Raw genomic sequence first — 14,089 nt, 5'->3', positions numbered from 1 at the left:
ACCCCTAGCGACCCCTAAAACAGGGGCCGCTAATCGAGAAGAGCCGGGAGATCAACCCTGCGGGAAACACCGAGTTTACGATAGATATGGGTCAGATGCTGCTCGACCGTGCTGACCGTGACATAGAGCTTCCCGGAGATCTGCCGGTTGGTGTATCCCTGGGACGCCAGGGTGGCGACCCTGCGCTCGGCGTCGCTCAGTCCCACATCGCCGGGGTCCGCGGGGACGGCACCGTCCGGCGCGCCCGGAGTGCCCGGTCGCGGCGGGCTCTGCGAGAGCGCGTCGATCAGCGGCTCCGCACCGCAGGACCTCGCGATGTGGCGGGCCCTGCGCTCGACGGTCCTGGCCCGGTGGGACCGCCCGAGACGGGAGTGGGCGCGGCCGAGCTCCGCGAGCGCCAGGGCCAGCTCGAGCTGGTCGTGGGAGATCTGCAGGACCTCCACCGCCTCCTCCAGAACGGCCGGGCGCGCCTCGAGGGCGACCGTCGCCGCCCGCAGGCGTGTCGCGATGCCCCTGGTACGGGTCGGGGCGGGCCCCAGCAGGGCGAGCTGGTCGTCGATGAGCGTCCTGGCCTCGCCGGTCCGGCCCAGCTCCAGGTGCGCCCGGGCGGCGCCGAGCCGCCAGGCGACGATCCCCGGCAGGTCGCGCCCCCACTGCCGCATGAGGTCTCCGCAGGTCAGAAAGTCGGTGAGGGCGGCCTGCGCGGCGCCGGTCGCCAGGTGACAACCACCCCGGGCGGACAGGTAGTGCAGCCCGGCCGGAGTCTGGAACATGGCTTCGGGGACCGGGACCGCCAGATAGCGTGCGGCGTCCTCGTACTTGCCCATCCCGACCTTGGCGGCCACCATGCTGGCCAGCGGGAGGCCGAGCCCCACCCCCCACGCGGCCGTCGGCATGTGGGTGAGCGCCGCGTGGGCGCACCGCTCCGCCTCTTGGAGCCGGCCCTGGCGGATCGCGGTCTCGGCCCGGACCGCTGCGAACATCCCCTGCCAGGTCGGGGCGCAGTGGGTCGTGGTCTGTTCGAGCAGCGGCTCACACCACCGGCCGGCCAGGTCCGCCCGGTCGGCGTAGACCAGGGTGGCGAGCGCGGCGGTGAGCGGCTCCAGCGCCGCGTCTCCCATCGGGCACAGCCGCAGGACCTGCTCGGCACGGGTGACGGCCTGCTGGTCGGCGTGTCCGTCCAGGAAGGCCGACAGCACCCGCATGCCCTCCAGCCCGGTGGTCACCTCGATCTCGCCGCGAGGCGCGCGGACCTGGAGGCCCGGATACCAGCAGAAGACCCAGTCGCTCAGCTCACGGAACGGTCCAAGCGCCGGCGAGCCAGGCCCCTTCGGCTTCCGCAGCGCCAGGAGCGCCTCGTCCACCTGCCCCTGCCACAGCAGTCGTCTCACCGACCGCGGGGCTGTCGCCTTTCTCGCGGACCACTGGTCGAGAAGGTCCGCGACCCGTGCCGACGTCTTCTCGTCGAAACACGCGTCATCGAAGAGTTTCCGGAGAAATTCCAGCGAGAAGTCCGGCGACATGGAGCGCGGCTGCGACGGTTCATGGACCGCCGAGCTCCGCACGTCTTTTCGAAGGGGCACCCTTTCCGGCTGATCGACTTCAGCCGGATATTCCATTAATTCCACGCGACACTCCGCCGGGAGAAAAAGCAGTGGTCATCGATGCGCTTTCCGTGTCCCGCACCGGCCGCAAGGAATCGACGCCCTTCCTTCGGCCCTGCCGTCGCCGTCGTCCGTGGGCCGAGATCCGTGACCGCGCCGTCACAGAGCGGCTTCCGCATCACACATTTCCTATATTTCCTACTAAGTAACCATACAATTGCCTCAAGTGGGGCGTCAAGCCGGCCCGAAGCCGCCGGGAGCGCCGCCGAAACGGACCTGGAAACCGCACTTGACCTGAGATTTCCGCCTGGTGGGACGGATGCTCGACCGCTCATCGGTCCGGTCGCCATCCTGGACTTCGATCACCGCTACGTCCTACCCGTGGTCCCGGTCGCCTGCCTTGCCGCCGCGCTCGCCCCGCACGCGTTTCCGCGGCCCGGCCCTCCAAGCACTCTCCGACCGTTCGCCTGAACGTGACCTGAAGGGGGCCTTCCAGTGTTAGGACTGGTCGTGGGCACGAGACACCGACCGGCCGACTGTCGCGACTGCGGCCGGTGACCGTGCCGATGCCACCATCGCAGTCCGGTTCAAGGCCGCTCGGTGGGGATGTCGGCCGGCGTCAAACCAGGAAGACCCGCCCCCTTGCCGGGAGCGGGTCTTTCACCGAGGTGGCCGGTCAGCGCAGGACGGGGTGCTCCCGCACCAGCGGGGTGGCGCCCCACCACCTGCCGATACCGAGGGTGTCACCGGCCTGAGCCATCGCCAGGCCGGCCAGCACGACGGCGTAGACGAGGTGCTCGTCCATGAAGGGGTTGGTGGTCAGCGGCAGTTCGGCCGCCCACATCAGGACCATCAGCAGCCCGCCGGTGGCGGCCGCGATCCGCAGACCCGCCCCCACGATGAGGGCCGCGCCGATGCCGAGCAGGCCGAGCATGAACAGCCAGTCCACCCAGCCCTGCCCGGCCAGGCCGGCGAACAGGCCGCCGAGCGCGTTCTCCCCGGTGCCCTTGAGGAACCCGGTGGTGGGGCTGCCCCCGGCGATCCACGCCCGCTCGGCGGGGGTGGCGAACCCCCAGCCGAAGGTCTTGTCCAGGAACGCCCACAGGAACACCCAGCCCAGGGCGATGCGGGCGATCGCCCACACGTAGTCGACCGGGCGCCTCGCGGCGGCGGGGGTGACGGTGACGGGGGTGACGGGGGTGGGGGTGACGGGGGTGGGGGTGACGGGGGCGGCGTTCATGACCGGCCCGGTGTGAACTCGTCCGCGAGTGGTGGCCATGACGGCTCCCCTTCTCTGTGGTGTCTCCCGGTTTCTGTCGCACCCTCATCACATCGTTTTCCAGAGCCCGGAGGCAGTGCCGTACGGCTCGCGCCGAGGCCCCGGAGGTCCCGTTCCCATGGGACTTTCGACCCTCCGGACCCCGGAGGCGCCAGACGGGGAAGGACTGCGTCGAGGCCAAACGCCCGACCACACCGCGCCCTGGCAGCCGTCATCGCCGCAGGTGAGGCGAGCGCCCTCCCTCCGGGGGTGAACCCCGGCGGGGACACGCCCGCCCTCGCGGCACGCTGACGAGCGGCTTCGCCCGTCATCAGCCGGTGAGCAGCACCGCGATCGCGCCGGTCGTCGCCGGATGCCGGGTGAGCAGCTCACCCACTGCCGCGCCCACCGTGCCCTCCGTGCCCGCGATGCCCTCGGTGGTCGTCGGCCACTCCCCCACGCAGCCGAGCAGTGCCGCCACGGCGTCGCACGCCTGCGGGTGCCCGGCCAGCAGGCCGGCCACCGGCCCGCTCGGCGCGGACGCCGGCCGGGCCGGCGCCACGGGCCGGGCCGGCCTCTCCCATGGCGCGACCCACTCGTCGAGCTCGGCCAGGGAGGCGGGGAAGGTCCTGCCCGCCTCGCGCACGAGCACCGGGACCAGTTCCAGCGCGTGCCGGCGCAGCGTCGTGATCAGCGTCGGCAGCCACGGCAGCAGGACCTCGTCGGGCAGTCGGGCGAAGGCCTTGGACAGCACCTCGACCACGAACGGCGCGAGGGCGGGAACGGGTTCGAGCGCCTGGACGAACCCGCTCAGATAGAGCGGGAAGGAGGGGATGACGAGCGGGTTGGCCAGCAGCTCGTCACACCGGGCGCGCAGCTGGGCCTGCGAAAGCAGACCCAGCTGGGTCTGGGCCGCCCACAGCAGCGCCATCTTGGCCGGCTCCTGCGGATGCGCCTGCCGCACCGCCAGCTCCAGCTGGGTCCGGTCACAGCCCAGCGACAGCGCGAGCCCCTCCATGGAGAACAGGAAACCGAGCATGGCACCGACCTGGCGGACTCCGGTGTCCTCGTCCACGAAGGCGGTCGGCAGCAGCGTGCAGTAGTGCGCGTAACCGGCCGTGACGAACGCCTCGCACCAGACAGGCAGGTCCGGCTGGGTGGCCCGATAGTGCGCCAGCAGCCGGCGGATCCGGCGCAGCACCTCGGGGGCATCGTCCACGGTGCGCTCGGCCGCCAGCAGCTCCACCGCGCGGCTGCCGAGCTCGTCGGCGAAGCGGCGGCCGCCCAGGTAGAGGATGGCGTCCTCCACCGCCGCCAGAGCGACCCCCGCACCGGCCTGGGGCTCCCACACCTTGCGGCGCAGGCGCTGTTCCAGCACCTGCTCGACGGTGACGCCCTCGTAGCCCAGTTCGATGATCGACCGCTGGTGGCGGCCGATCGCCAGGTCCCAGCTCTCCTGGATCGGCCGCTCTCCCAGGCGGCGCGCCCCCATGATGGGCCGGACCGCGCCCTCGGGCAGCAGCTGGCGCAGTATCCACAGCAAATCCGAGCATGGCACCAGTTCGGGATCGGCCCGCAGGTCCAGCAGCGCCCGCTGCTGGGTGCGCCTACCCGGGTCCAGCCCGAGCGGTTCCAGCCGGTCGTACACGTCGCGCGCCAGCGGCGGGAGCGCGTCGTAGCCGACCTCGCCGATCCGGTCGCCTCCCAGGAGGATCTCGCACAGGCGGCGGATGTCACGACGGCCCGGCACCACGTCCTTCTCGATGCACGTGACAGCCGCGTCCTGGAAGTCGTACGGCGTCGGCCTGGCCCGGTTGCGCAGCCCCGCGAGCAGGATCGAGGTCTCGAACACCGCGATGGCGTCGGCGGTGCTGGCCAGGTAGCCGTTACGGCGGGCCAGCCGCACGATGTCGACACACCAGCCGCGCAGCTCGGCCTCGTCCAGGCCGTCCAGCACGGGCGGCGTGGCCAGGAACCCCGACAACCGGTCGGTGACCTGCCCTGCGGGGGCCGGCACCGCGGCCCGTGCGGGGGACACGGTCCGCGAGCGGGTGCCCCGCTGCCCCCGCAGCCGGTACGGCGTGAGGCCGCCGCGCGTCGCCGCCTTGGCCCAGGTCGCCGCGGCGATCGACACCGACCCCTGGGCCAGGCCGAACTGGGCCTCGATCGCCGAGTGGCTGGAGGGGATCAACCCGTACAGCCAGCGCGTGGCCGTAGGAGGGGTGATGGTGTACGCCGGCGCGTCGGCCGCCAGGCCGAACTCGGGCACCGTGCTGACGGCGTGGAAGGCACCGCACACGTACAGGCAGGTCGCCGGGTCGGCGCCGGAGACGGCCAGGTGCTCGCGGATCCGGGTCCACATGTGGCGCTCGCGTTCCTCGTCACCGGCCAGCCGCTCGCCACCGGGCCCCAGCCGCCGGAACAGGCTGCCGATCAGCGCCATGGCCTGCCGGTAGGTGTCGTAGTCCGCGCCGGCCAGCGGCTGCTCGACGTACTGGTCCCACCACTCCGACCAGTGGCGGACCTTGCCGTGGCGCAGCAGGTGCTCCTCCAGCTCGGCGAAACGCGGCCTCAGGTCACCCACCTCGACACCCACGGCGTCGCCGTGCAGGTCGCCGTCGCGCTCGGCGGTGACCGGCCCGGCCTCCTCCCGGGGCAGCCACTGGAAGACATGGTCGGCCGAGCGGTCGACCAGCACCAGCTCGACGCCCGGGGTGTCCAGCGCATAGGCGATGGCCTGGTACTCCGCCGAGGCCTCGGTCAGCGGCGCCACAACGCTCAGCGGGCCGGAGCCGGGCGGAAAGCCCTCCAGCTCGGTGGCGAACGCCTGCAGCGCCACCGGCAGCCGGCAGTTGCGCAGCTCCTCCAGCAGCGGCCGCAGGTCCTCACACAACTCCAGGTAGATGACCTTGGGCTGCCTGTCGCGCAGCCGCCGCGTCATGGCCAGCGCGGAGGCCGGTGAGTGGTGACACACCGGGAATATCTCCAGCTCCTCGCGCAGCGCCCGGTCGACGTCGTCGACCAGGCCCGCCAGGATCTCAGGCAGCGCGTCCGGGCCGCCGGCAAAGGCGGTGGCGGCATCCAGAAGCTGCTCGCGCAGGGCGGCGAAGGTGCTCATCACATCTCCTCGGGCGTGGAGACCCCGAGCTCTGGCTCTGGGCGGGAAACTCGGCGTGATGCCACGGGTCGTGGGAAGGAGGTCACGACAGCGTGGAGATCGCCTGGCGACCGCCTTCGAGGAAGTCCGTCCACTCCCCGCCCTCCTTCTTGCTGCGCGGCTCGACGACCCCGTGCCAGTACTTGTTCAGGATGGCCAGGTCCTCGGGAGCGCGCCTGGCCAGCGAGCCCACCAGGGCGCCGCCCAGCGTCTGGGCGCGCAGGGTGCGGTCACCGAAGAAGTTGCTGTGCAGGATGGCGTCCTCCAGCACGCCGATCTGCTCGGCGGTCGACAGCGCCGACTCCAGCTTCTCGTCCTCGCTGGTGGCCGAGGCCGCCGCGGCGCGCAGGTCGGCGAAGCTCCGCAGCAGGATGTCCAGCAGCGTGGGCGGCAGGTCCAGCTCGATGCGGTGGCGGCGCAGCAGCTCGGTGGTGCGGAAGCGGACGATCTCCGCCTCGCTGGCCTTGCTCGTCACGACCGGGATCCTGACAAAGTTGAACCGCCGCTTCAGAGCCGAGGACAGGTCGTTCACTCCCCGGTCACGGCTGTTGGCCGTGGCGATGACGGAGAACCCGGGCTTGGCGAACACGATGTTGTCGGTGTCGAGCTCGGGGATGGAGATGTACTTCTCCGACAGGATCGAGATCAGGGCGTCCTGCACGTCGCTGGTCGAGCGGGTCAGCTCCTCGAAACGGCCGATCACCCCCCGCTCCATCGCCGTCATGATCGGCGAGGGGATCATCGACTCGCGGGACTGCCCCTTGGCGATCACCATGGAGACGTTCCAGGAGTACTTGATGTGGTCCTCGGTGGTGCCCGCCGTGCCCTGGACGCCCAGGGTGGAGTTGCGGCAGATGGCGGCGGCGAGCAACTCGGCCAGCCAGCTCTTGCCGGTGCCGGGGTCGCCGATGAGCAGCAGCCCGCGGTCGGAGGCCAGCGTCACGATGCTGCGCTCGACGAGACTCCGCTCGCCGAACCACTTCTGCGAGATCTCCCGCTCCAGCCCGTCGGAGCGCTCGGAACCGAGCACGAACAGTCGCACCATGCGGGGGCTGAGCCGCCAGGAGAAGGGCTTGGGGCCGTCGTCGACCGACTCCAGCCAGTCCAGCTCCTCGGCGTACTTCACCTCGGCGGGCGCGCGCAACATCTCATTGGTCATCGGTAGGGGCTCCTAGGTGAGAAAGTTCTTCAGCTCGAACACGAGTTTGCGGATGTGGCCGGAGATCACCGGCGTGCCCAGGTCCTTGAGCCGCTGGCGGAACCATGGATTGACGCTCTGCTGGCCGCCGCTGCTCACCGAACCCACCGGGATGAGCCGGACGCCGGAGCGGTGCAGCGCCTCCAGTCCGGCGAAGACGGCCTCGCACTGCCATTCATAGAAATCCGAGATCCACACGACCACGGTGTTGCGCGGGTCGGAGACCTTCGGCTGGGCCAGGGTCAGGGCGGCCGTGCCGTCGGTGCCGCCACCCAGCTGGGTCCGGAGCAGCACCTCGAACGGATCGTTCACCCACGGGGTGAGGTCGAGCGCGCGGGTGTCGTAGGCGATCAGATGCACGTCCACCTTGGGCAGCCCCGCGAAGATCGACGCCAGGATGGTGCAGTTGACCATCGCGTCGACCATCGATCCCGACTGGTCGACGACCACGATCATCCGGGCCGGCGTGGTGCGCCTGGCGGTGCGCCGGTAGTAGAGCTGGTCGACGTAGAGCCGCTGGTCCTCGGGGTTCCAGTTGACGAGGTTCTTCCAGATCGTGCGCTCGACGTCGAGGTTGCGAAAGACCCGCTTGGGCGGCACCGAGCGGTCGACGGCGCCCACGCTGGTCTTCTCGACCTGCGTGCGCAGCACCTCGGCGACCTCGTCGACGAACCTGCGGATCAGCGCCTTGGCGTTGGCCAGCGCCACCCCCGACAGGTTGGCCTTGTCACGCAGCAGCTGCTCGATGAGCGACATGCTCGGTGTGAGCTGCCTGGCCAGCACCGGGTCGGCCAGAACCTCACGCAACCGCATGCGGCCGACCAGGTCGGCCTCCAGACCGGCCAGCACCGAGGCCAGCTCGCGGTCACTCACGCCGCCGCCCGCATCACCACCCGCACCGCCCGCCTGGCGGCCGTCCGCACAGCCCAGGGCCTGCTTGAACCAGCCGGCGTCCTGCTGCCAGGCCGCGAGCCGGGTCGCGGTGACCTCGCCCGCCCCGGTGGCGAAGACGTTGAGCAGCAGCTTCGATACCAGAGCCGCCCTGCGCACCTCCTGGCCGGCCTCCCGCTCCCCCGGTTGCTCCCCCGGTCGCTCCCTCAGGGCGAGCAGGTCCTGGAACTCCGCGGCCAGCTCGGGAAAACGCTGCACCAGGGTGTCCACGGACACCGAGGGGTCGAGCAACGCCGCGGGCAGTCCGAGATCGTCGACGATGGCCACGCCCGCGCTCTCCAGCGCGGGCTGCTCGTCGCTGTCGAAGAGGCGGGCGAGCAGCCGCCAGTAGAGCACCTGACGCCGGTTCTGCTCGGCGCTCGCCGTGATGTTCTCGCTGTGCCGGCTCATCGTCTCAGCAACCGTCCGGCTCGTTCGCGCAGCACCGCGACCGCGTCCCCCGCTCTGGCCTCGGCCTTGACCACCTTGGGGTCGGTGGGCCCCAAGGCCCAGTCGCCGCTGTGCGCCTCGACCGTCTCGCGCTTGACCTTGGCTCGCACCGCGAGCGGCTGCAGCAGCCAGCGGCCGCCGTCCCAGCGCATCAGCCCGATGCACTCCGAGGATCCGGCCACCAGCTTCGGCGTGAGCGGGCCGCAGGCGGGCAGTCCATCGGTGTCGACGGCGAGCACGGCGCCGCCCAGGTCGAACGAGCCGTCACGGGTGACCTGGTAATCCGCCACCAGCACCGGCTCGGCGATGAGCACCGGGTGGCGGTCCAGGGGCGGTGCGGCCGGCGCGAGCGCCCCGGCGAGGGAGACCCTGGCCACCGCGAAGGCGTCGACCGGCTCACCGGCCCGCGCCCGATCGTCATCCCACACCAGGTCACCACTGGCCAGCACGGGCACATCGGTGATCTCCAGGCTGCGCCGTTCGGCAAGCGCGCCCAGCAGCCGGGGATGGCGGTGCGGCAGCTTCCAGACGGCGGGGCCGACGATGGTGTCCACCTTGGCGGCGGCCACGCTGGTGCGCACCAGCCGGGCCCGGCCGCCGCCGGCGGGCTCCAGCACGCCGTGTACCTGCATCTGTACGGCGGTGGCGTGCTCGTGCACGTCGACACCGAGAATCAGCAGCCGCCCCGACAGGCGCTCGGCCGCGACGCGCTCGCCGCTCTGGCCGCCCGCTCTGGCCAGCAGCAGGGCCCGGGTCCACAGATCGGCCCAGCGCCGTACGGGCAGACGCTCCATCGTGCCGATCGGGCAGCAGGCGCGCAGCTCGGCCGCCAGGCCGTCGAGCAGCACCGCCGGCCTGCGCTGCTCCGGCACGGCCAGCAGCGCCTCGATGGTCTGGTCCGAGGCCGAGACGAGGTCGTGGTCGACGCCGCGCCAGCCGGTGATGGCCAGCTCGCACAGCCAGGACCGGGCGGCGGCGAGCAGGTTGCCCGCGCCGTCCGCCTCGGGCTCCGGCGCTGCCTGCCACGGGGCGCGTTCGCGCCCCAGGGCCGCGTCCAGTTCGGCCAGCAGAGCGTCGTGCACGGCGCCCAGCAGCGCGGTCCGGCCGCCTGCCAGCACCGTCAGATGCTCCTCGGCGATCGAGCCGGAGACGACCTTGGCAGCGGCCTCCGCCGCCCCCTCGCCGATCGGGGTGAGCGCGAAGGCGCCGGCCAGAGCGGTCAGCGCCGCGGCGTGCTGCTCGGAGAGCCGGGCCAGCCCGTGCACCAGAGCCTCGTCGAAGCCGGTCACCAGCTCCAGCGCCTCCCCGAGGCCCGCCGGCTCGCCACCCCGCAGCCGGGTCAGCTGTGTGGCGAGCATCAGCGCACCACCCCCGTGGCCGGGAACCAGTGAAGCTCGGGGATCGGCGTGGTGGTGTCGGGCAGTTCCAGGTAGGCCAGGTGGCGCAGGAAACGGCTGAACACGGTGGCCGCGGGAGCGGGGCCAAGGCCGCCGCGCAGGCAGTCGATCAGGTCGGCCCCCTCGGAGACCTCGGCCCGCAGGTAACGGGCCACCCGGTCGAGGCCGTACTGCAGCACGGCCTCGGCGGTCAGCGCCCGCAGATGCTTGCACGGGTAGGAACCGGACAGGCCACCGCACGGACGGTTGTTGTTGGTACTGCAGCTGTAGGTGTGGGTGGCCGCGGTGACGGAGGAGACGTAGACGCGGCCGATGTCCGAGCCGCTCGACACGACGCCCTGCAGCCGGCCGTCCGCCAGCTCGACGAAGGGAACCTTCGCCAGCTTGCGGGGCCGGGCCGGTGGCACCACCGGCACCCTGCCGCACTGCTCCCACACGGCCGTGCCGGCCGGTAAACAGTCGATCATGAACCGGGAACCTATCTCACCGCTCCGACAGAACTCCCGCGAAGGAACCACAATCACGGCAGGCCATCCGACGCCCTGGCGGACCGGCGCGAATGCTGATCGGATTCCGGCCCACCGCGGGACCTGCCGACTGGATGGCGGCCATCGGACAGGTCCGGACGAAAACCACGTTCAACCGCGACCCCGCACGCTGACGCCTTCGACGCGCAGCGCCGCCCGGGTCGTCGGGCGGCACTGCGCCGTATCAGCCAGGCGGCTGAAACCATGCGGGAGGAGCGTGGGTCGGTAACGTGGCTCGGTCACGGCTGGTGCTGGGGTGGAGGGTCTCTGCTGGGGCTCGGGCTGGTTAGGCTGCTGCTCATGAATACGGCCATGACCAGCGGCGGAACCGGTGAGCCTGTCATCCTTGACCCGACGGGGCTGACGTCCGATCCGGACCTTTGGACCCGGTTTGCGGAGTCGGCCCATCAGATCCTGGCGGACCTGGTCCGTGGAGGTGCCGCACTTGGCTGGGTTGAACCTCCCTCGCCCGGTGAGGTGGCGGAGCTCCTCGACCACGTCGTCTCCGCGGTGCACGCCGGTGATGCAGCCATGCGTGTCGCATACGTCGACCGTCGGCTGGTCGGGCTGGGGTACTGGCTGCGCTACGCGCGACCGACCCATCGTCCGCACGCCGATCTGGAGAAGATCGCGGTGGATGCTGCCGCCCATGGGCGCGGCATCGGCCGGGCACTCACCACCGGCTTGATCGCTGACGCCAGGCGGGCGGGAATCGAGATCCTTACCCTGGACGCCCGTGGCGACAACAGCAATGCCCTGCACCTCTACCGGTCCCTGGGCTTCAGCGAATACGGCCGTCTGCCCGACTTCGTCGCCGTCGGCGCCCGCCGCTTCGACAAGGTCTTCTACATGCTGAACCTCCGCCCGGAGCGGCGACCCCAGGCATGACAGCATGGAGACGACCCGCTCGCGTTTCGTGATCATTCGTGCGGGATGATGGCGGTATGCGTGGTGGGGACGGGTTATTCGAGGTCGAGCCAGTCGAGAAGAAGCAGCCGACAAGGCCCGCTACCACACCGAGAAGATCGAACGCCGCCGCCGGCACGATCACCTCACCGGATCAGCGGCATCCCTGATCGGGCGCATGGCGCCGAAGCGCGCCGAAACGGTTCATCTGCTCCGCAGTTGATGGAGAGTGTGGCCGGTGGCCTGCTTGAACAGATATTCGGCCCGTTCGTAGGAGAGCCTGCGGCGGCCGGTCTCGGGGCACAGGTCGCCGGGGGCGGGCCGACGGCCGGGGCCGGGCCTGCGCTCGGACAGGAACAGCGGGCCGCGACGACGGCCCGCGATGAGCTGGGGGATGAGCTCGGCGGTGCCCGACCGCCAGTGAATCCAGCGGGACCCCGGCGCCCTGCCGCGCATCCCCGCCAGGTCGAGGTCCTCGACGTTGAGCGCGAGCACCGAGCCGATCCCGGCCGCGCTCTCGTGGAGCATCAGCCACAGGGCGCGCTCGCGCGGGGCGAGGTCCTGCCGCTCCCACAGCGCCTCGACGCGTGGCGGCTCCATGGGGCGGGTGCGCGACCGGGGCTCGGGCCGGCGACCGATCCCGGCGGCCAGGTCTTCGCTCAGCCGGCCCCGGTCCGCGGCCCAGGCGGAGAAGGATCGGACGGCACCCCGGTGCCTGTTCCACGTCGCGGCGGCGGCGCTCTCCCAGGCGGTGGCGAAGACCTCGGCGACCTGTCCGGCGGTCACGTCCCGCAACGGGATGTCGTCGCCGAGATCGCGACGGAGCCGGCTCATGGTCTGGCGGTAGGAACGGAGGCTCGCGGCGTCCAGGTCCTCACGGGCGAGGAAGGCGTCCGCGGCCTCGGCCAGGGTGACCGCGCTCCCCGGCGTGACGGCGTCCGCGCAGGCCGCGGCGCGTTCCAGCAGTATCGTGCGTTCGGGCACGTTGAGAGTGAGCGCCGCGGCCCGTTCGAACTCCCGCCGGGCCTCCTCGTGGCGACCGAGCCTGGCCAGCAGGTCGCCACGCACGCTGGGCACCCGGTGGTAGCCCTTGAGCGCCGGCTCGGCCACCAGGGTGTCGACGAGTGCCAGCCCCGCCTCGGGACCGTACGCCATGGCCAGCGCGACCGCCCGGTTGAGCTGCACGACCGGGGTGGGCAGCACCCGGACGAGCGTTTCGTAGAGGGCGGCGATCTGTGCCCAGTCGGTCTCCTCCGCCGTACGGGCCCGCGCGTGACAGACCGCGATGGCGGCCTGCAGCACGTACGGGCCGAGAGGTCCGCCGGATTGCCTGGCACGCAGCAGTGCCGCGAAGCCGCGGCGGATGAGGAGCTGGTCCCAGCGTCCGCGGTTCTGCTCGTGCAGCGCGACGGGCTCCCCCGACGGCCCCGTCCTGGCGGCCAGCCGGGACGCCTGGAGCTCCATCAGTGCGACCAGTCCGTGTACCTCGGCCTCGCCGGGCGCGAGCCCGGCCAGCAGACGGCCCAGGCGCAGCGCCTCCTGGCAGAGGTCCTGGCGCGTCCAGCCGTCGCCGGCGCTCGCCGCGTACCCCTCGTTGAACACCAGGTAGATGACCTCGAGGACCGATGACAGGCGCGCGGCCCGGTCCGGCCCCGTGGGGACCTCGAAGGGGACCCCGAGTTCGGCGAGGGTGCGTTTGGCCCGGACGACGCGCTGCGCGACGGTCGGCTCGGAGACGAGAAAGGCCCTCGCGATCTCGTCGGTGCGCAGGCCGCCGAGCAACCGCAGCGTCAACGCCACCCGGGACTCGGCGGACAGCGCCGGGTGGCAGGAGACGAACATCAGGCGCAGGACGTCATCGCCCACCTCGTCGTCGAGTGCCGCGTCGGTCTCGGCCTCGGTGCCGTCCGGCCGGGTGGCGAGCTCGTGGGCGAGCTGCTCGTGCCCGCGCTCGAGCCGCTCGCCGCGCCGCAGGTGGTCGATGGCGCGACGTTTGGCGACGGCCATGAGCCAGGCACCCGGATTATCCGGAACGCCTGAGTCAGGCCACCGTTCGAGGGCGGCGAGGAGCGCGTCCTGCGCGAGCTCCTCGGCCAGTCCCACGTCGCCCAGCATCCGGACGAGCCCGGCGATGATCCTCGCCGACTCCATCTTCCAGACCTCGTCGACCGCACGATGGGCGTCCCGGGGCATCACGGGCTCGATCACAGCACCCGCCGGGCCGGGTACGCAAGCGCCCGATCAGTCCTGTGGACCGAAGACCTGCTGGATGGTGCCCTCCCCCTCGCCGATGATCTTCCAGAAGCGCCGGGAGAGCTCGATGGCCTCCTGCTGCGAGCGCGCCTCGATGAGCGCGAAGCTGACGATGGCCTCCTTCGTCTCGGTGAACGGCCCGTCGGTGACGGTCATCTCGCCACCGGAGGCCGAGACGCGGAGGCCGACCGGGTCCAGGCCACCGGTCGCCAGCAGCACCCCCGCCCGGGTCATCTCCTCGACGAACGCGGCCATCTCCACGTGGACCGCCTCGCTCGGGGGTGCCGCGTCGCCGCCCTTGGTGGTCATCAGGAATCGCATCGTCATATCTCCTTCGGGTGCTCAGAGAACCGATCCTCGCCGGTTTCCAGCTGTGCGTCGATCGGGGCCGGTGAAAATCGACACGCCT

The 14,089-nt window shown here is 71.5% G+C and carries 10 protein-coding genes; 1 reads left to right on the top strand and 9 read right to left on the bottom strand.

Annotation, left to right across the window (positions count from 1 at the left end; all coding sequences use genetic code 11):
• Positions 1 to 29 precede the first annotated feature (29 nt).
• The 7 genes from ABT061_RS34720 to ABT061_RS34690 all read right to left on the bottom strand — a co-directional run bounded on the left by ABT061_RS34720 (position 30) and on the right by ABT061_RS34690 (position 10,461).
• On the bottom strand, positions 30 to 1,391 hold the full coding sequence (locus ABT061_RS34720; RefSeq protein ID WP_350926049.1) for a LuxR C-terminal-related transcriptional regulator: 1,362 nt from the start codon (positions 1,389 to 1,391) through the stop codon (positions 30 to 32).
• An 889-nt stretch (positions 1,392 to 2,280) separates the two neighbouring features.
• Positions 2,281 to 2,883 carry a hypothetical protein gene (locus ABT061_RS34715; RefSeq protein WP_350926047.1) on the bottom strand — a complete coding sequence of 201 codons (603 nt, stop codon included), beginning with the start codon at positions 2,881 to 2,883 and terminating at the stop codon, positions 2,281 to 2,283.
• A 310-nt stretch (positions 2,884 to 3,193) separates the two neighbouring features.
• The gene (locus ABT061_RS34710; RefSeq protein WP_350926045.1) at positions 3,194 to 5,980 is read right to left on the bottom strand and encodes a DUF5682 family protein; all 2,787 of its coding nucleotides are present in this window, start codon (positions 5,978 to 5,980) and stop codon (positions 3,194 to 3,196) included.
• Positions 5,981 to 6,062: 82 nt separating this feature from the next.
• Positions 6,063 to 7,178, bottom strand: a complete 1,116-nt coding sequence (locus ABT061_RS34705; protein ID WP_350926043.1) for an ATP-binding protein — start codon at positions 7,176 to 7,178, stop codon at positions 6,063 to 6,065.
• 12 nt (positions 7,179 to 7,190) lie between these two features.
• The gene (locus tag ABT061_RS34700) at positions 7,191 to 8,558 is read right to left on the bottom strand and encodes a vWA domain-containing protein (RefSeq protein ID WP_350926041.1); all 1,368 of its coding nucleotides are present in this window, start codon (positions 8,556 to 8,558) and stop codon (positions 7,191 to 7,193) included.
• The gene (locus ABT061_RS34695; protein ID WP_350926039.1) at positions 8,555 to 9,955 is read right to left on the bottom strand and encodes a hypothetical protein; all 1,401 of its coding nucleotides are present in this window, start codon (positions 9,953 to 9,955) and stop codon (positions 8,555 to 8,557) included. The genes ABT061_RS34700 and ABT061_RS34695 overlap by 4 nt, the downstream gene beginning before the upstream one ends.
• Entirely contained in the window at positions 9,955 to 10,461 is a 507-nt protein-coding gene (locus ABT061_RS34690; RefSeq protein WP_350926037.1) for a hypothetical protein, read from the bottom strand. Before ABT061_RS34690 ends, ABT061_RS34695 begins: the two co-directional genes overlap by 1 nt.
• A 372-nt stretch (positions 10,462 to 10,833) precedes the next feature.
• Here ABT061_RS34690 and ABT061_RS34685 point away from each other — a divergent pair, with 372 nt between their 5' ends.
• Positions 10,834 to 11,409, top strand: coding sequence for a GNAT family N-acetyltransferase (locus ABT061_RS34685; protein ID WP_350926035.1), 576 nt, complete (start codon positions 10,834 to 10,836; stop codon positions 11,407 to 11,409).
• 222 nt (positions 11,410 to 11,631) lie between these two features.
• Here ABT061_RS34685 and ABT061_RS34680 read toward each other — a convergent pair whose 3' ends face one another.
• Together ABT061_RS34680 and ABT061_RS34675 are read right to left on the bottom strand one after the other, a co-directional pair.
• Positions 11,632 to 13,635 carry a sigma-70 family RNA polymerase sigma factor gene (locus tag ABT061_RS34680; protein ID WP_350926033.1) on the bottom strand — a complete coding sequence of 668 codons (2,004 nt, stop codon included), beginning with the start codon at positions 13,633 to 13,635 and terminating at the stop codon, positions 11,632 to 11,634.
• Between the two features lie 33 nt (positions 13,636 to 13,668).
• Entirely contained in the window at positions 13,669 to 14,001 is a 333-nt protein-coding gene (locus ABT061_RS34675; protein ID WP_350926031.1) for a YciI family protein, read from the bottom strand.
• Positions 14,002 to 14,089 lie beyond the last annotated feature (88 nt).

Source organism: Streptosporangium sp. NPDC002544, from assembly GCF_040295965.1.
Classification (GTDB): domain Bacteria; phylum Actinomycetota; class Actinomycetes; order Streptosporangiales; family Streptosporangiaceae; genus Streptosporangium.
Note: the sequence above shows the minus strand (reverse complement) of the source record. Positions and strands in the feature narration are given on the sequence as shown.